The following is an 18,565-nucleotide window of genomic DNA, read 5'->3' on the forward strand; positions in this document are numbered from 1 at the left end:
TTGACTCCTGGCAGTCAGCTGCTAGGTCAATCCTTGACCGTGATCGGCGTCAGATGCCAGATGTCTTCGTTGTATTGCTGCATGGTGCGGTCGGTCGAGAAGATGCCACTGCGCGCGCTGTTGATGATGCTCATGGTGTTCCAGCGCTCATGATCCTGATAGGCTTCGGCCACATTGGCCTGGGCATCGACATACTCACGGAAATCGGCCAAGGTCATCCAGGGATCGTGCGGGCTTTTCAGATTCTGCAGAATCTGGTCGAATAGCCCCGGTTCAAACTGACTGAAATGCCCGGACTCCAGCAGTCCGAACACGGCCTGCAGATCGTGATCACGATCAATGCAGCCTTGCGGGTCATAGTGGTGACGCAACTCACTGACCTCTTCGGTGCGCAGCCCGAACAGGAAGAAATTCTCCGGTCCGACCGCATCGTGTATTTCCACATTGGCCCCGTCATAGGTGCCGATGGTCACCGCGCCGTTCATCATGAACTTCATATTGCCGGTGCCGGAGGCTTCCTTGCCGGCGGTCGAAATCTGCTCGGACAGATCGGTGCCGGGCGCGATGATTTCCATGGCCGACACATTGTAATCGGGGATAAACACCAGCTTGAGCTTGTCGCCCACATCCGGATCGTCGTTGACCACACTGGCCACATTATTGATCAGTTTGATGATGTTTTTGGCCACCGCATAGCCAGGGGCCGCCTTGCCGCCGATGATCACCGCCCGGTTGGTCCAGTTATCGGTGTCGCCGCGTTTGATCCGTGAATACAGATGGATCACGTGCAACACGTTCAACAGCTGACGCTTGTATTCGTGTACCCGTTTGACCTGCACATCGAACAGACTGGTCACGTCCAGGGTCACGCCGGTTTTGCGCTGGATCATGTCCGCCAGGCGCTGTTTGTTTTCGCGCTTGACCGCCATCCAGTTCTGACGAAACGCCTTGTCTTTCACCAGCGGTTCGATCTGCGCCAACTGGCTCAGGTCGGTGATCCAGTCTTCGCCGATCTGTTCTTTCAATAACCGACGCAAACCGGGATTGGCACTGGCCATCCAGCGACGCTGGGTGACGCCGTTGGTTTTGTTATTGAACTTGTGCGGCCAGAGCTGGTAAAAATCGTGAAACAGGCCTTCTTTCAACAGACGCGAATGCAGTGCCGCCACACCATTGACGGAAAAACTGCCGACAATGGCCAGATACGCCATGCTCACCTGATCGTCGCCGTCAATGATCGACATCCGCTGCTGGCGAGCGGTGTCGCCCGGCCATTTCATCGCCACCTGGCGCAGGAAGCGGGCATTGATTTCGTAAATGATCTCCAGCAGACGCGGCAGCAATTTTTCAAACAGCGCCACCGGCCATTTTTCCAGGGCTTCCGGCAGGAGCGTGTGATTGGTATAGGCCATGCAACGGCTCACAATTGACCAGGCCTGGTCCCAATCCAACCGATGTTCGTCAACCAGCAAACGCATCAGCTCCGCCACCGCCAGGCTGGGGTGGGTGTCGTTCAACTGGAACACATTCTGTTCATGGAATCGGTCGAATTCACGCCCATTACGCTCCACCCACTGGGCGACCACATCCTGCAACGAGGCCGAGACCAGAAAATACTGCTGGCGCAAACGCAGTTCCTTGCCGTTTTCGCTGGCGTCATTGGGGTAAAGCACCATGGTGATGTTTTCGGCTTCGCTTTTTTTGGCCACCGCTTCAAAATAAGAGCCCTGATTGAATTCGGCCAGATCGAATTCTTCGGGCGAAGAGGCCGACCACAAACGCAGGGTGTTGACGGTGTTGTTCTTGAAACCAGGAATCGGGACGTCAAACGGCACCGCCAGCACTTCTTCTGCGTCTTCCCAGTGCACAATGAACTCCCCGGTTTCCGGGTCTTTGTAAGGGCGGGTGTAGCCGCCGAAACGCACCATCCTCGTGTATTCGGCACGCTGGATTTCCCAGGGATAGGAGCCATAGGCCAACCAGTGATCCGGCTCTTCGATCTGAAAACCGTTTTGAATCAGCTGCTTGAACATGCCGTATTCGTAACGCAGACCGTAGCCCAGCACCGGCAATTTCAGCGTGGCGCAGGAATCCATAAAGCAGGCCGCCAATCGGCCCAGCCCGCCGTTGCCCAGCCCGGCATCCCGTTCGGCCTGCTCGATTTCCTCGATCGACAGTCCCAGGTTGTAAAGTGCCTGATCGGTCTTGTTTTCAATGCCGAGATTGAGCATGTTGTTGGAGAGGGAGCGTCCGATCAGAAACTCCATCGACAGGTAATAGGCTTTTTTGGTATTGCAGCTCTGGTAAGCCTGCCAGGTCTGCTTCCAGTGAGTCATGATCCGATCGCGCACCGTGAAAGACAGCGCATTGAATTGATACCAGGCATCGGAACGCATACTGCGGCCAAAGGTGTTGTAGAGGTAATTGATAAAATCCTCTTCAATGTCTTCGACCTCCAGCCCGGTCTGCTTGAGCAGTTCGGCAATGCGCTGTTCCTGTTCCGGGGTCAGATTGGGACGAGCTTGCTCTGTGTGTCGTGCGGTCATGTTCCGATTCTCCATTAGAATGTGATGATCGTCGTTTGGGGTTTTGCCACAAGATTCATTAAAACCTTTATTGCAACGCAAAACGCCTGAATTGTGGGTGACAGCTGGATGACATTCGACCCGGTTTCAAGATCAGAAAACCCGTTTTTTACCAGGCCTGCTTTATTCAGGCACGCTTTGGAAAAGCTGCAGGTATTTCTGAGCGCTCTTCTCCCAGCTGTAGTCCTGTTGCATTGCGGTTTTCTGCAGTTTCTGCCAGGTGCGTTTGCGCCCGTACAAATACAGCGCATGCATCAAGGTGGACTTAAGCGCATGGCGACTGGGGTCAAAAAACACAAACCCGGTGGCTTTGCCTTCGGCCAGATTTTCATCGGTGGCATTGACCACCGTGTCGGCCAGCCCGCCGGTGGCGTGCACCACCGGCAAGGTGCCATAAGCCAGACTGTAGAGCTGATTGAGGCCACAGGGTTCGAACCGCGAAGGCATCAGAAACAGGTCCGCACCGGCTTCCACCCGGTGCGCCAGCTTTTCCGAGTAGCCGATGTACACCATCACTCGGTCCGGGTAATGGTGCGCCAGTTCGTTCAGCGCGTATTCAAAATGGCGCTCGCCGCTGCCGACGATCACAAACCGGGCGTCGGTCTGTTCCAGCAACTCCGGAAGCACTTCCAGCACCAGATCGATGCCCTTCTGCGCCACCAGACGCCCTACCAAACCGATCACCGGTGCTTCGGATTCGAGCACGTCTTTGGGCAGATCCCAGAAATCAAGCATGGCCGCCTTGTTGACTTTTTTGGCGGCGACCCGCCCTTTTTCCACCGAATAATGGCGTTTGATCAAAGGGTCCGTGGCCGGGTTCCAAACCGTGGTGTCAATCCCATTGAGAATGCCCAACAGTCGCCCTTCGCGTTCGCGCTGCAACAGCACGCCTTCCAGACCATAAGCGTATTCCGGGAAAGTGATTTCGCGGGCATAACTGGGACTGACGGTGCTGACCCAATCGGCCATCACAATGCCGGCCTTGAGCATGGAAAGGTGGCCGTGAAACTCCACGCCCTGCAGGCCCCACCAGTGCCAGGGCAACCAGAGGCTGTCAAACAGGGACTTGGGAAACAAACCGGCGTAGGCCATATTGTGAATGGTAAACAGTGTCCGTGGCGGAGCCACTTCCTCACTCAGCAAAGCCGGCACCAATCCGGTCTGCCAGTCGTTGGCATGCACCCAGTCCGGCTGCCAGTCCAGTCCGGCCCGGTTCATGGCCACTTCGGCCACCACCTTGGCAAAGACGCCGAAGCGTTCGCCATTGTCCCACCAGTCTTCACCGTCTGCGGCCATGTAAGGGTTGCCGGAGCGTTTGAACAGCTCCGGAATGTCCACCAGCCACACCGGCACATCAATGCCCGCGACCTTCGCCTTGAGAATCCGAGCATGCAGTTGGCGATCACAGGCCCCGACCGTGAGATCGGCGACCTCTTTGACGTGGTCGAGCTTTTCCATCACATCGCCATAGGCCGGCATGATCAAACGCACCTTCTGTTTGAGATGCGCGTAGGCATTGGGCAAACTGCCCGACACGTCGGCCAGACCGCCCGTTTTGATCAGAGGGTGGGCTTCAGAGGTGGCAAACAGTATTTTCATGTTACGAGGTCTCTCCCGAGTCTTGTGTTTGTGTTGAGCTGTGTTTGAGCACCAGTGCGCCCAGTGGGGGCAGGGTGATTTCCGCTGACACCGCGCGGTTCATCCATTCAACGGCCTGGGTTTCAATGCCCGCGCCGTTGCCCAGATTGCCGCCGCCATACATCGCAGCGTCGCTGTTGATCAATTCTTCGTAGCGCCCGGGCTCGGGCAGACCGATGCGATACCCTTCCCGCGGCACCGGAGTAAAGTTGAACACACAAATCACGGTCTCATTCTGATGGTGGCCGTCTGCGTCCACCCAACTGGCTTTGCGTTCAAAACTGATGATGGACTGTTGGTAATCGTGGCAATCGATCCAGGCAAAGCCTTCGGATTCGAAATCCTTCTGATGCAATGCCGTCTGATCCCGGTAAAGCTTGAGACCGTCTTTGAGAAAGGTCTGCACGCCCCGGTGCATGGGTTGGTCACACAAATGCCAGTCCAGGCCGATTTCTTCGTTCCATTCCCGCCACTGGGCGAATTCCGACCCCATAAACAACAGTTTCTTGCCCGGATGGCACAACTGATAGGCCAGCAGCAGACGCAGGTTGGCCATTTTCTGCCACAGGTCGCCGGGCATCTTGTCCACCAGAGAGTGTTTCAAATGCACCACTTCGTCATGCGACAGCGGCAACACAAAATTTTCGGTGTAGGCATACATCTGGGTAAACGTCAGCTGATCATGATGATAGGGCCGATAAATCGGGTCCTGCTCGAAATAGGCCAGGGTGTCGTTCATCCAGCCCATGTTCCATTTCATCGAAAAGCCGAGTCCGCCCATCCAGGTCGGGCGCGACACCATGGGCCAGGAAGTGGATTCCTCGGCCATCACCACCGTGCCCGGACACTGGGCATGCACCTGTTCGTTGAGCTGGCGCATAAAACCGATGGCGGCCAGGTTTTCCGGTCCGCCGTGTTCGTTGGGAATCCACTCGCCCTCTTCGCGCGAATAATTCAGATACAGCATCGAGGCCACGGCGTCCACCCGCAAGCCGTCCAGATGGAATTCCTTGAGCCAGTAGAGGGCATTGGCAATCAGAAAGTTGCGGACTTCATTGCGCCCGTAATTGAAAATGTAGGTGCCCCAATCCTGATGCTCACCCTGACGCGGGTCTTCGTGCTCAAACAGGGCGGTGCCATCGAACCGGGCCAGCGCAAATTCGTCTTTGGGAAAATGCGCCGGGACCCAGTCCAGATAAATGCCGATGCCATGCCGGTGCATCACATCAACAAAATAACGGAAGTCGTCCGGGGTGCCGTGACGGCTGGTGGGCGCGTAGTAGCCATGCGTCTGGTAGCCCCAGGACATGTCCAGCCCGTGTTCGGTAATCGGCAAAAGCTCGATGTGGGTAAAGCCCATCCAGTTCACATACTCGGCCAGACGGTGCGCAATCTCCCGATAATTGAGAAATTCGCCTTGATCGCCCTGCTGCCACGAACCAAGGTGCACCTCGTAAATGCTGATGGGCTCACGCTGCCAGTCAAAATCGGGCCGGGCGTCCATCCAGTCGTTATCCTGCCACTGATATTGACTCTGAAACACCATCGAGCCGGTGGCCGGGCGCATTTCCATGGCCTGGGCAAACGGATCGGTTTTGACCAGACAGTGACCGGTCTGGTAGTTGCGAATTTCAAATTTGTACAGATCCCCCGGATGCAGGCCCGGAATGAACAGTTCCCAGACACCGGAGGTGCCATTGGTGCGCATCGGGTGACGCAAACCGTGCCAGCCATTGAAGTCCCCAATCACCGAAACTCTGGCCGCAGCCGGTGCCCAGACCGCAAACTGCACGCCTTCCACGCCGTCCACGGTTTTTAGCTGCGAGCCCAAATGCTCATACAGATGCCAGTGCTGACCTTCGGCAAACAGATGCAAATCCAGTTCGCCCAACTGCGGCCAGAAAGTCCAGGGGGAAATGCCCTGATACGAACGCCCGGCTTCCTCCCACTGGACGCGGTAATGTTCCGGCAGACGCGCTTTTTGCTTGGCATCCAGCGTGGCTTCGAACACAAACGACTTGCCCACTCGTTCCAGAGGCACAAGTTCGTCCCCTTCCAGACACACCGATGCGCTTTCCGCCGTTGGCAACCAGGCTCGCACCGCCCATTGTCTGGCCGATTCCGTGAGCGGATGGCATCCCAGATACAGGAAAGGGTCGTGATGGGTGCCCGTCATCAGACGGTCGAGGTGCATTTGTGACGTCATAGTCATCCTTTTAAATTTGGGTGCGGTCGGCGGCCTGCAGATGCTGGCGGATGGTAGCGGCCAGCTCGGCATTCACATCCGACCAGTCAAACTGCCAATCCCAGTTGCTGTCCACCGTGCCTGGCACATTCATCCGGTGGCGGGCATCCAGTGCCAGAAAATCCTGCAATGGCACCACGGCGAGCCTAGCCGGTGAGGCCAGCGCCGCGTCGATGATCGGCCAGGGCATGGGGGCCTGCGCATCGATGTTGGGCGAATACTCCGCCAGCTGCGACAGAATCCACTGTTTCTGGCCTTCGTCGGTCAGCGATTGCCACCAGCCCAGGGTGGTGTCATTGTCGTGAGTGCCGGTATACACCACAGAATTCGCGACCTGGGATGCCAGCGCATGTGGGTTGTCCGGCAGGCCATTGAAGCCAAATTGCAACACCGCCATGCCCGGCAGGCCAAACGCCTCTTTCAGCGCGACCACTTCCGGGGTAATGATGCCCAGGTCCTCGGCCACCAGTTTCAAATCCGGCACTTCTCGGCGTACAGCCTGGAGCAACGCCTTGCCCGGTCCCAGCACCCAATGACCGTTCATCGCCGTTTCCTCGTGGGCGTCGATTTCCCAACTGGCTTCCAGTCCGCGAAAGTGATCGATCCGCACCCGGTCAAACAGCAGCGCCATTTCCTGCATGCGCTGACGCCACCACTGAAAATCGTCCTGCTCCATCACGTCCCAGTCATAATGCGGGTTGCCCCAACGCTGACCGGTTTCGGAAAAGTAATCCGGCGGCACCCCTGTGACCACTTCCGGCTGACCTTTGGCATCCAGCTTGAACTGATCCGGGTTGGCCCAGACATCGGCGCTGTCATAGGCCACAAAAATAGGCACATCGCCGAACAGTTCAATCCCGCGGGCGTTGGCATCGGCTTTGAGCCGCTGCCACAGGGTCCGCAGCTGAAATTGCTGGCGTTTGATCTGTTCGATTTCCGCGGCATGCGCGCGGGCAAACTCCGCCAGCGCGGCCGGTTCCCGATCCCGAAAAGGCACGGGCCAGTCCGCCCAGGACGCCTGCTGATGCGCATCCCGCAGGGCGCGGAACAGGGCATAATCCTCCAGCCAGTGCGGCGGCGACTGGCAAAAGGCCTCAAACGCCGACGCATCCACCTCGGCTTCCCAGTTTTGCGGCAACAGCGCCGGATTCAGTGCAAAGGCCGACACACTCTGATAAGGCGACAACCCCTGAACCGGTTCGCTTAGCGGCAAAACCTGCCAGACCGTCAGACCCGCCTGTTCCAGCCAGTCCACAAACTGCCAGGCCTGGTGATCCAGGCGTCCCGAAGGCAGCGAGGTCGGATGCAGCAACACCCCACCCAGACGCTCATTGGCGTCTTGCACCCGATCCGTCTCTGAAGCCGTGTGTGCCATAAAACTCCTTTTTTACCAGGCCTGGTTAATAATTGCACAGGTCTTTAATTACGACGCATGGTTCCGGCGTTTGCCATGTTGCCACCGCCCTGTGACAAAGGCTGCGACAGCGCGGCCGGTACCGGCTCACCCAGCGCTTCATACAGGCGTCGCAGATGGCGTCGGTACAAACGGTCGAAGTCGCGCACACTGTCGGAAGGGTTGTAATCCCCGAACCACCAGAACCAGTCCGAACCTTCGCAAATGGCGAGTTGTTCGGCCGCTTCCTTGGCCTGAACCTCATTCAGACGCCCGGTAGCAATGACTTGATCATACGCGCTTTTCGCCTCGACCAACAGATCCCAGGCCGCATTTTTGTCGGCCTCACCGATCCAGGTGGAAAAGGACCCGAACACCCAGCTCCCGGCCTTAAGCGTGGACAGGTGGCGCGGCCGAATCGGCGTCGCCAGCGCATCGGAAAAGGTGGTCATTTCGATCGATGAATGCTGGCTCAAGGTGTCATACAGACATTGCAGAAATTTCCAGGCATTGTCCGGGTAATATTCCCAGGCGTTTTCGCCGTCCAGAATCACCGACACCACATGGTCTTCCACGTCTTCGCCCAGACCGCGGGCAATGTTCTGCAAATGGTGGGCGAAGTTGCTGGCCGCGTCCTGCGGACCCCAGTCCTTGTACTGGAAACCGATCAGATCGGACAGGCCGTCATCACGGAAAAACAGGGCGCAATGCTGGGTTGCATGCTGCAAAGGCTGATACAGCGCTTTTTTGGACGCCACATCGTGCTGATCCATGTGCGAAGCTTCGCAGGAATGACGCCAGACGCCCTCGCCAGACGCCGTCCATTCGATCTCGTAATGGTCCAGCAAGCCGATGGCCGCCGAACTGATGGCCCCTTCCGACAGCCAGACCCCTTTGGGACGGCGTTCAAAATAATGCTGGTAGACCTCAATGCCTTTGTCCATGTGCCACTTGGCACGCTCGAACCCGTCCGGATACACCGGTGAAACCGGCATGGGCGCATGAGGCTGAGCATCGCGCATCGACTGAAAATCGATCATCAACGGCACAATCGGATGGCCGTAAGGGGTCATGGAAATTTCAATCTGACCCCGATCCTGACAGGCCTTGTAACGCGGGATCAATTGCCCGATCACATCGGCCATCACCTGCATCAGCTGTTCCCGGTCGGCCTCGGAAAAATGGCCACCGGCCTCGCCTTTCGCGATCAGTTTCCGGACACGCTTGTCACTGCGGCGCACGCTCTGCCCCATCCAGGCCAGGTGATACCACACCATCAGATCCACAAAAAACTGGTCATTGAAATAGGCCAGGCACGCCGCCTCTTCCAGCGTGGTTTTCTGATCGCAATTGGCCATGTCCAGCAATTTCTGGAAAGGCGCAAACGGGTGAATCATGGTCGGGGCAAACGCTTTCTGACACGACTGAATGATGTCATAGCGCTGTTTGATCTCGTCACCGATTGGCTCGGCCCCAGCCAGAAGATTGAGCAGACCGTCCTGCATCGGTGTCCGGTTTTCGAGCCAGTCCCGCATCTGGTCGGCGTAATCGCTGAGCTGCTCCAACAGCACCGGGGCAAAATTCACCACCACCCGTGCCTGAGGACAGGCTTCCAGATGCGCCACCATGTCGGAATAATCCTTGATCCCGTGCAGATACACCCACGGCAAACGGAAGGCGCCGTTCACGCCATCGCGGTAATGTGGTTGGTGCATGTGCCAGCACAGGACCAGCTTGATTTTGTTTTCGCTCATAAACCTCTTCCGTTTACGCGGATGGCGGTGGCCATCAGCGTGTCATATGAATGCTTTGACCCAGCATGTCCGGCGTCACCAGCACAATGCCCGATTGCGGTTCCACGTAATAACGCTCGGCATCGGCTTTGGGGTCTTCGCCAATAATGGTGCCCGGCAGAATGGTACACCCTTTGTCGATCACCGCATTCTGAATGCGGCAATTGCGGCCCACTTCCACCCGGGGCAGCAACACCGAGTCCTTGATCAGACTGTAGCTGTGCACACGACCGCCACTGGAAATGACCGAACGCTTGATCCGCGCGCCGGACACAATGCAGCCACCGGCCACCATCGAATCGATCGCCTCGCCACGACGGCCTTCGTCATCAAAAATGAATTTGGCTGGCGGCATCTGAGCCTGATAGGTCCAGATCGGCCAGTCCTCATTGTAAAGGTTCAGGTCGGGCGTGATCGAACACAGATCCAGACTGGCTTTCCAGTAGGATTCGATCGTCCCCACATCCCGCCAGTAAACCGGGGCACCGTCATCGTCCACAAACGGGTAGGCCTGAACCTTGTGGTCTTCGATCACCGACGGAATGATGTCTTTGCCGAAATCCTTGGACGACTCCGGATTGTCGTGATCCTCGATCAGTTTCTGAAACAGAAACTCACGTGAAAACACATAAATGCCCATGGACGCCAGCGCCCGATCCGGCTTGCCGGGCATCGCATCCGGGTTGGCCGGTTTCTCGGTAAAGTGGGTGATCTCCAGATCGTCATTGACAGACATCACGCCAAAACCGGTGGCTTCTTCGCGCGGCACTTCAATGCAGCCGATGGTCACATCGGCCCCGGACTCGGCATGGTCATACAGCATTTTGCTGTAGTCCATGGAATAAATGTGGTCTCCGCCCAGCACCAGCACATATTCCGGGGTATGGCGGCGCATAATGTCTAGGTTCTGATAAAGCGCATCGGCCGTGCCCTGATACCAGCCCTTGTCAATGCGCTGCTGCGCGGGCAACAGCTCGACAAATTCGCCCACTTCGTAACGCATGAACGACCAGGCCCGTTGCACGTGTCGAATCAGGGAGTGAGACTTGTACTGGGTCAGGACGCCAATTTTCCGAATCCCGGAATTGACGCAGTTGGACAGCACAAAATCGATGATGCGGTATTTGCCACCAAACGGCACCGCCGGTTTGGCCCGCCATTTGGTCAGATCTTTCAGGCGGCTGCCTTCGCCCCCGGCCAGCACCAGCGCCAGCGTCTGGCGCGTCAGGTCGGTGGCGGTTTTGGTTTCGCAATAATTCTTCATGCTCTCTCTCCTCTTGTCGCTTACAGGACGACTGATATGTATTTGCTTTGCCTGCTGCGGTCTGGCTCGAAGGCTCAGACCTTATTCTTTCGCCAGCTGCTCGGCTTCGGCCAGAGCTCCCAGCAATCCCACCGATTCGTTGACCACCAGCTTCACTGGAAACTGAGCCACCAGTGAACGCATGCGCCCCTTGCTCAACATCCCTTCCATAAAGCGCTTTGACCGCATCCAGTCCTGAATTTTCGGTGCAATGCCACCGGCCAGAAACACACCGGCCCGGGCCTCCCATATCAGGGCCGCATTGCCGACATAAGCGCCATAGACCTCGACAAAGGTCTCCAGTGTGCTCTGGGCAATCGCATCCCCCGCTTGAGCACTGTCAAGCATTTCTGCGGCCCGGATGCGCTTGCGCCCATGTCCGTGGGATTGCTGACTGTAGAAGTGGTACAGGGTTTCCAGGCCTTCGCCTGACAGCAGCCGCTCATAGGACACGTGCGACCATTTCTGACGCAGCCAGGTCAAAATCCTCATCTGGGCGTCATTGACGGGCGCAAAATCGATGTGCCCCCCCTCGGAAGACTGCGGAATGAAGCGCCCGTCGCAGTTTTTGACCGGCGCCACCCCCAGCCCGGAACCGGCCCCAATCACCAGGCGGTTACCCTGCGGGTCGATCTGACCTTCCTGCAGTGTGATCCAGTCATCCTCATGAAGTTCATCGACCCCGCGGGCGGCAGCATAAAAATCATTGACCAGCTTAACACGGGAAAAACCACAGGCGTTTTCCAGTTCGTCGGCCTCGACCCGCCAGGGCAGATTGGTCAAATCAACCAAACGGCCATTGACCGGCCCCGGAACGCCAAAGACGGCGGCGTCCATGACGGGCAAGGGGTAATCATTCTGAAACTGCTTGACCAGCGCCACCAGAGACGGAAACCCCTTGCTCAAATAACGGGCTTCGGCCAGAACCTCTTTGCTGGCGGTATCGCGGGCCTGCAACAACACTTTGGTCGCGCCCGCATCGGCGGCAAGAACAACGGACATTGGCTCTCCTCGACCTGCTTCGATTTGCCCGACCGCTTTCAAAGGCGTTCAGGCAAAATGGGTGTCCAGGCCTTCACAAATTAAATGGCTGATAAAAGTATGCGCTTCCTGAATGCGGGCGGTCTCGTGTGAGTCCACCTGAAACACACAGTGGGCCATTCGACTCAGGGGCGATTCGGCCTGACCGGTGAGGACCACACAGTAACACCCCTTTTTCATGGCCGCTTCCATGCCGCGCACAACATTGGCGCTGTGACCGGAAGTCGACAGGGCCATAACCACATCTTCCCGCTGCGCCAGGCCCTCAATCTGACGGGAAAACACGGTTTCAAAATCATAGTCATTGCTGTGCGCGGTCAGAATCGAGGTGTCGGTATTCAGCGCAATCGCCGGCAAAGGCCGACGGTCTTTGACATAGCGCACCATCATCTCTGCGGCCATGTGCTGCGCATCGGCGGCACTGCCGCCATTGCCCATCCACAGCACCTTTCCGCCCGCTTCAAACGCTTGAATGATTCTAGCAATCAGGTTTTCGATTTTCTGTGACGATTGCGTGACAGAAGCCAGGGCCCGCTGATGCTCTGCCAACGCCCTTTTCAGGTCAATCCGTGCCATCTTCTGCCCCTTCCGTGCGAACTTTGCTCACCAGCCGCGTGGTGGAATGCCCTTGCCAGAATGACAGCACTTCCACCTGACCGCCCCGGGCCAGCACACAATCGGCCCCGGCAATCTCTTCGGGGCGATAATCGCCGCCTTTCACCAGAATGTCCGGCTGCAGGCCACAGATCAGACGCTGCGGCGTGTCCTCGTCAAATGGCACCACCCAGTCGACGCAACTGAGCGCGGAAAGCACTTCCATCCGCCCGTTCAAATCCACAATGGGACGCGTCGGCCCTTTGAGCCGCTGAACCGAGGCATCGGAATTGACCCCGATCACCAGCCGGTCTCCCAACCGGGCCGCTTCGCTCAGGTAACGCACATGACCGCTATGCAATAAATCAAAACAGCCATTGGTAAACACCACCTTTTCGCCTTTGACCTGCGCCAACAGCACCAGATGGGCGACTTCGTCCTCGCTCATGCTGGCATACCCCTGATGGCTCTGCGATTGCCGCCATTGCGCCTGTAGTTCGGCCCGGGAGACGGTGGAGGTGCCCACTTTTTTTACTACCAGTCCGGCAGCTTCGTTGGCCAGCCGCACCGACTGGGGCAGGGTCATGCCACTGGCGTAGGCGGTGGCCAGGGCCGCCATCACGGTGTCACCGGCACCGGTCACGTCAAACACGTCCTGCGCCTGAGACTGCAAAGTGGTGGCGGCGTGACCGCCTTCCACCAGCGCCATGCCGTGTTCGCTGCGCGTGATCAGCAAGGCCTGAATCCCCAGCGTTTTCCGCAGGGATTCGGCTTTTTCCAGCAGGGTTTCGGTGGTCGGGCAGTCGCCGACAATCTGCTCAAATTCCGATTGGTTGGGTTTGATCAGGGTGGCCGAGCGATAACGACTGAAATCGTCGCCTTTGGGATCAATCAACACCGGCAGATCCGCTTGGTTGGCCGCGGCGATCATGCTTTCCACCTCCGCCAGACTCCCCTTGGCATAATCCGAAATCACCAGGGCGTCAAACCCGGCTACCTTCTGCGCGACTTTCTGCGCCAGAGAGTGAGCCGAAGCGGATGGCACCACCTGTTCGAAGTCCATGCGAATCAATTGCTGATGATGGCTCAGCACCCGCAATTTGCAAATGGTGCCGCAATCACTGCGTACCCAGTCGGTTGCAACCCCGGCCTGTTCGACCACCTCGTTCAATTGTGTGCCATGTTCGTCCTGACCGATGATGCCCATCAGGGTGGCTTGAGCACCCAATGCGGCCACATTCAGTGCCACATTGGCGGCACCGCCGGCGCGAACGGTCTGCTCGCCCACCTTGACCACCGGCACGGGCGCTTCCGGGGAAATCCGTTTGGCCGATCCGGTCCAGTACTGGTCGAGCATCACATCGCCCACCACCAGAATCCGGGTCTTTGAAAATTCGTCCATAATCGTGAAAGAGTTTGTTTAAAATAGTGCGTCAACGTCACGGATGTGACAACCATGTACCCATGTTACCGTATTCTGAAAAAGTCTGACAGGATTCTACTTTATGCCCTTTGTGCCACGTTCCATCTCCCAACCCTTGACCGGGTGCCTGATCGCTCTCACATTGGCGTTGCCTGCTCAGGCTGCAGACGCCAACCGTGCCCTCCTGTCCACCGCGATTGTCGGCACCCTGGCCTCGCTTGGTCTGGCCTGTTATCAGCAGAAAACACCCTGTTCTCTGTCGCAGGAACTGGCCAGTGACCGCCGCACCCTTTCCATTGACATCGGTCGTGACGACACACTGCAAAACCGCGCCTTGTGGCTGGGCATGGACTGGCAGGGACCGATTTACGAATCCAGCCGTTTTCGGGTCAACGGTCGCTGGGACCTCAACCTGCAATACTGGTACAGCAACGAATCGGACGTGCGCAATGACAGCGGTTACATTCTGGGACTGACCCCGGTGTTTCGTTATTACTACAAGACCGGCGGCGTTCTGCCTTACCTTGAAACCGGCATTGGCCCGCAACTTCTCAGCGACGTGTGGCTGGAAAACGACAACAAATCCACCCAGTTTCAGTTTGGCAGCATTCTGGGCATCGGACTGACGCACGACCAATACGAAATCGGTTACCGCTACCAGCACATTTCCAACAACGACATTCAAACCCCCAACCCCGACACGGATTTTCACAATCTGCACTTCGGATGGCGGTTTTAACCAGGCCTGGTCAAATATGAGTCAAATCAACATTCAGCAAATTGCCAAAGACGTGATCCAGATCGAAGCCGAGGCGGTGCAGCACCTGGCGCACCTGCTCGACGCCCAGTTCGAGCAGAGCGTCAAAGCCATTCTGAACACCCAGGGCCGCCTGGTCATCTGCGGCATGGGCAAATCGGGACTGATCGGCAAAAAGATCATGGCCACTCTGGCCAGTACCGGCACCCCCTGTTTCTTCATGCACCCGGGCGAAGCCTTCCACGGTGATCTGGGCATGGTGGCACCGGACGACATCTTTCTGGCGCTCTCCAATTCCGGCGAGACCGACGAAGTGATCAAGCTGATTCCGTTTCTGAAAGACAATGGCAACCGGATCATTGCCATGACCGGACGCCCGGACTCGACACTGGCCCAGAACGCCGACTTTCACCTGAACATTGCGGTGCCCAAGGAAGCCTGTCCGCTGCAACTGGCGCCCACGTCTTCCACCACCGCCACGCTGGTGATGGGCGATGCACTGGCCGTGGCGCTGATGCAGGCGCGCGATTTTCAGCCACAGGATTTTGCCCGTTTTCACCCAGGCGGCAGTCTGGGGCGCAAGCTGCTGACCCGGGTCAAACACGAAATGACCGCCGGTGCCCTGCCGTTTGTCGATGGCGAGGCCCCCATGATCGAAGTGGTGCACACCATGACCGACGGCCGTCTGGGCATGTGCATTGTCAATCAGGGCGAAGGCGTGATCACCGATGGCGATCTGCGCCGCGAAATGGAAGCCGACCCCCAAACCTTCATGCAAAAAACCGCCGCCGAAATCATGAGCGCCAATCCCCAGTGGATTCATCAGGAAGCACGTCTGACCGAGGCCGAAGAACGCATGACCGGCAAGAAAATCACCTCTCTGCTGGTGCGTCAGTCCGAATCCGGCCAGCCCAATCCGGTAGTCGGCGTGATTCAGATTTATGATCTGGCCTGATCGGCGCGGCGGAGGTCGAACATGACTCTGCGCACCTATCGCTGGTTATTGCGCCTGCTGTGGCCCCTGATCGTCTGGTCCGGTTACCGGCGCTGTCGCAAGGCCGCTCGCCGGGCGGCTGACTCACAGGACGAGCGACCAATCGAACATTGTCTGGCCGCCCGTTTCGGCCGCCATCCCGGCCCTTTCAAACAGGGTGGCATCTGGGTGCATGCGGTGTCGGTGGGCGAGACCCGTTCTGTGTTCCCTCTCCTCAACGCCTTGCACCAGCGCGCGCCCGACTGCCCGTTAACCCTGACCAGCGGCTCTACCCAGGGCGCACAGCAGGCGCTGCGTTTTGCGCCCGTGCCAATCCAACATCAGATGATCCCCTATGACTTGCCCGGACCGGTCAACCGCTTTTTGGATCAAGTACAGCCGCGCCTGGTATTGATGGTGGAAACCGAAATCTGGCCCAATCTTTACCAGGCCTGCTCTGAACGCGGCATTCCGCTGATGCTGATCAATGCCCGAATCAAACAACGTTCGTTTCGGGCCTATCAAAAATGGGGCGGCAAATTGGTCCGGCAGGCCTTGCGCCAGACAGAGGGGATTGCGGCGCAATTTCCGGTGGACAGGGAGCGTTTGATCGCATTGGGCGCCGACCCCGAGAAAGTGCAAACACTCGGCAATCTGAAATTCGATCTGGAAATCGACCCCAACCTGCCGCAACAGGCGCAGGATTGGCGTGAGGAAAATGGCTTGGACGGACGCTTTGTCTGGGTCGCGGCCAGCACCCATGAAGGCGAAGAGGCGCTGATGCTGGAAGCGCATCGGCGTTTGCGGCAACAGGTGCCCGATGCGCTGCTGATTCTGGTGCCGCGCCACAATGACCGTTTTGACGAGGTCGCGGGCCTGTTGACCGACACGCCCAGTGCCATTCGCTCTCGGCAGGACCTGATAAAACCCGCCACCCAGGTATATCTGGCCGACACCATCGGCGAACTGCTGCTATGGTATGCGGTGGCGGACACGGCCTTTGTCGGCGGCAGTCTGGTCGCGTTTGGCGGGCACAACATTCTGGAACCGGCCGCACTGGGCAAACCGGTGCTTTCCGGGCCTGACTACAGCAATCTGCAAGCGCTGTACGACACCTTCCGGCGGGACGAGGCCATTCAGGTGGTCGAGTCACCCACTCAGCTGGGCGACACCCTGACCGAGCTGGCTCAAACCCCGGACCAACGGCACCGACAGGGACAAAAAGCGCACCAGTGCTTTCAGAGCCAGACCGGCGCACTGCCCAAATTACTGGCTTTGCTTGCGCCCTGGCTGTCTGACAACGGACCGACGAAACCGCCAGCCGATACCGATCAACAACACCAATAACGTACCCAGCCACAAGGGCGTATGGCCCCAGCGCACAAACGGGGTTTCGCCCTGATAGGGCTGAATCTTCTCCCGCAATACCCCTGGTCCATACAGGGGCAACTGCTCCCGCACCAGCCCGTCAACGCCCACGATGGCGGTATAACCGGTATTGGTGGCGCGGGCAATTTCACGGCCCAATTCCAGCGCCCGCATCTGCGCGTCCTGCATCTGTTGTGCCGGTTCCAGGGTGTGCGCAAACCAGGCATCGTTGCTGACCGTCACCAGAAAATCCGCGTCTCTGGCTCCGGGGGCCAACTCGGTGCCAAACGCCATTTCGTAGCAGACCGACAAAGCCACCTTGTGCTCTCCCAGCTGCAACGGTTTCTGGCCGATGCCACCGGCGGTGAATTCCGAGAACGGAATGTCAAACCAGCCGCTGATCACCGAAAGCAGGTCGTAAAACGGAAAAAACTCGCTGAAAGGCACCAGATGGCGCTTGTCGTAAAACTGTTCCGGATTGCCCGCGTTCACAATGGAATTGAAATAGGCGTCGTTTGCGCCGTCACGTCGGATCACGCCCATCAGAATGGTTTTTTCCAGCAGCTGGGCATCGCGGACAAACGAACGCAAGGCACCGCGTTCGACCACATCAAAATAACCGGGCACCGCCGTTTCCGGCCACACCACCAGATCCGCGCTCATGTTCTCCCGGGTCATCGACACATAGCGTTCCAGCGTCGGCCGCAACTGATCGCCCTGCCATTTCTGCTCCTGAGGCACATTGCCCTGCAACAGGGCGATGTCGACCGGCTGGCCTTTGGGCGTGACCCAGACCACGCGGTCGAGCAAAAAGCCGCCGCCCCAGATCAGAACCAGCGCCGCACTCGCCAGCACCCAGCCCCGGGTTTTGAACAGCCACAGCAACAGCCCGGCGGTCAGCGCCACCAACCAGGACACGCCCATGGCACCGATCACCGGCACATACCCGGAAAGACTGGTGTACAAATGGCTGTTGCCGGTGACCAGAAAGGGGAAACCGCCAAACAGCGAGCCGCGGATCAACTCGGCCAGCACCCAGACCGCCGGCATCAGCCCCAGCCAATACCAGGCCTGGTCAAATTGGCCTTCGACCGGACGCCTGAGCCAGCCCACCAGGGCACCGGCCAGCATAAAATACAGACTGAGAAAACCGATAAAGATCAGCACCGCCAGCACCGCCAGCGGCAAAGGCACTTCGGCGTAAAGGTAGATACTGGAAATGAGCCAACTGACGCCAATACCGAAAAAACCGAACCCGAACCACATGCCCTGTTGCACCGCGCGGGTGACGGTGGGCGCCTGTTGCCAGAACCAGAAAAGCCCCATCAGCGCGATCAACGCCAAAGGGGCAATGCCAATCGGCGCATGGGCAAACACCATCAGCCCGCCCAGACCGAACAGCGCCGCATCCTGTCGTTTGGGGCGGAAAAAAGCCAGAAATTTCATCAGTGG

Annotated in this window: 13 protein-coding genes; 3 read left to right on the plus strand and 10 right to left on the minus strand. The window is 58.0% G+C overall.

Annotation, left to right across the window (positions count from 1 at the left end; translation table 11 throughout):
- Positions 1-26 precede the first annotated feature (26 nt).
- The 9 genes from A377_RS0102855 to hldE all read right to left on the minus strand — a co-directional run bounded on the left by A377_RS0102855 (position 27) and on the right by hldE (position 13,994).
- Positions 27-2,546, minus strand: a complete 2,520-nt coding sequence (locus A377_RS0102855; RefSeq protein ID WP_019894640.1) for a glycogen/starch/alpha-glucan phosphorylase — start codon at positions 2,544-2,546, stop codon at positions 27-29.
- 162 nt (positions 2,547-2,708) lie between these two features.
- Positions 2,709-4,184: a glycogen synthase GlgA gene (gene glgA, locus A377_RS0102860; RefSeq protein ID WP_019894641.1), complete on the minus strand. Its 1,476-nt coding sequence runs from the start codon at positions 4,182-4,184 to the stop codon at positions 2,709-2,711.
- 1 nt (position 4,185) lies between these two features.
- A complete protein-coding gene (glgB, locus tag A377_RS0102865; RefSeq protein WP_157760708.1) occupies positions 4,186-6,435 on the minus strand; it encodes a 1,4-alpha-glucan branching protein GlgB in 2,250 nt (749 codons plus the stop codon).
- Between the two features lie 4 nt (positions 6,436-6,439).
- A complete protein-coding gene (gene malQ / locus A377_RS0102870; RefSeq protein WP_019894645.1) occupies positions 6,440-7,843 on the minus strand; it encodes a 4-alpha-glucanotransferase in 1,404 nt (467 codons plus the stop codon).
- A gap of 44 nt (positions 7,844-7,887) precedes the next feature.
- Complete coding sequence (locus A377_RS0102875) at positions 7,888-9,615, minus strand: glycoside hydrolase family 57 protein (RefSeq protein WP_019894646.1); 1,728 nt, start codon at positions 9,613-9,615, stop codon at positions 7,888-7,890.
- A 34-nt stretch (positions 9,616-9,649) separates the two neighbouring features.
- Complete coding sequence (gene glgC / locus A377_RS0102880) at positions 9,650-10,918, minus strand: glucose-1-phosphate adenylyltransferase (RefSeq protein ID WP_019894648.1); 1,269 nt, start codon at positions 10,916-10,918, stop codon at positions 9,650-9,652.
- A gap of 81 nt (positions 10,919-10,999) precedes the next feature.
- Positions 11,000-11,959 carry a glucokinase gene (gene glk, locus A377_RS0102885; protein WP_019894649.1) on the minus strand — a complete coding sequence of 320 codons (960 nt, stop codon included), beginning with the start codon at positions 11,957-11,959 and terminating at the stop codon, positions 11,000-11,002.
- A 48-nt stretch (positions 11,960-12,007) separates the two neighbouring features.
- Positions 12,008-12,574 carry a D-sedoheptulose-7-phosphate isomerase gene (locus A377_RS0102890; protein ID WP_019894650.1) on the minus strand — a complete coding sequence of 189 codons (567 nt, stop codon included), beginning with the start codon at positions 12,572-12,574 and terminating at the stop codon, positions 12,008-12,010.
- On the minus strand, positions 12,561-13,994 hold the full coding sequence (gene hldE, locus A377_RS0102895) for a bifunctional D-glycero-beta-D-manno-heptose-7-phosphate kinase/D-glycero-beta-D-manno-heptose 1-phosphate adenylyltransferase HldE (RefSeq protein WP_019894651.1): 1,434 nt from the start codon (positions 13,992-13,994) through the stop codon (positions 12,561-12,563). The genes A377_RS0102890 and hldE overlap by 14 nt, the downstream gene beginning before the upstream one ends.
- A gap of 103 nt (positions 13,995-14,097) precedes the next feature.
- Here hldE and A377_RS0102900 point away from each other — a divergent pair, with 103 nt between their 5' ends.
- Genes A377_RS0102900 through A377_RS11695 form a run of 3 tightly spaced genes read left to right on the plus strand, consistent with a single transcriptional unit; the run spans position 14,098 to position 17,092 of the window.
- The gene (locus tag A377_RS0102900) at positions 14,098-14,754 is read left to right on the plus strand and encodes an acyloxyacyl hydrolase (protein ID WP_019894652.1); all 657 of its coding nucleotides are present in this window, start codon (positions 14,098-14,100) and stop codon (positions 14,752-14,754) included.
- Positions 14,755-14,770: 16 nt separating this feature from the next.
- On the plus strand, positions 14,771-15,727 hold the full coding sequence (locus tag A377_RS0102905; protein WP_019894654.1) for a KpsF/GutQ family sugar-phosphate isomerase: 957 nt from the start codon (positions 14,771-14,773) through the stop codon (positions 15,725-15,727).
- A 21-nt stretch (positions 15,728-15,748) separates the two neighbouring features.
- The gene (locus tag A377_RS11695) at positions 15,749-17,092 is read left to right on the plus strand and encodes a 3-deoxy-D-manno-octulosonic acid transferase (protein ID WP_019894655.1); all 1,344 of its coding nucleotides are present in this window, start codon (positions 15,749-15,751) and stop codon (positions 17,090-17,092) included.
- Here A377_RS11695 and lnt read toward each other — a convergent pair.
- Positions 17,012-18,559 (minus strand): apolipoprotein N-acyltransferase, encoded by a 1,548-nt coding sequence (lnt, locus tag A377_RS0102915; RefSeq protein ID WP_019894656.1) that lies wholly within the window; start codon positions 18,557-18,559, stop codon positions 17,012-17,014. The genes A377_RS11695 and lnt overlap by 81 nt on opposite strands.
- Positions 18,560-18,565 lie beyond the last annotated feature (6 nt).

Source organism: Hydrogenovibrio halophilus DSM 15072 (assembly GCF_000384235.1).
Lineage (GTDB): Bacteria > Pseudomonadota > Gammaproteobacteria > Thiomicrospirales > Thiomicrospiraceae > Hydrogenovibrio > Hydrogenovibrio halophilus.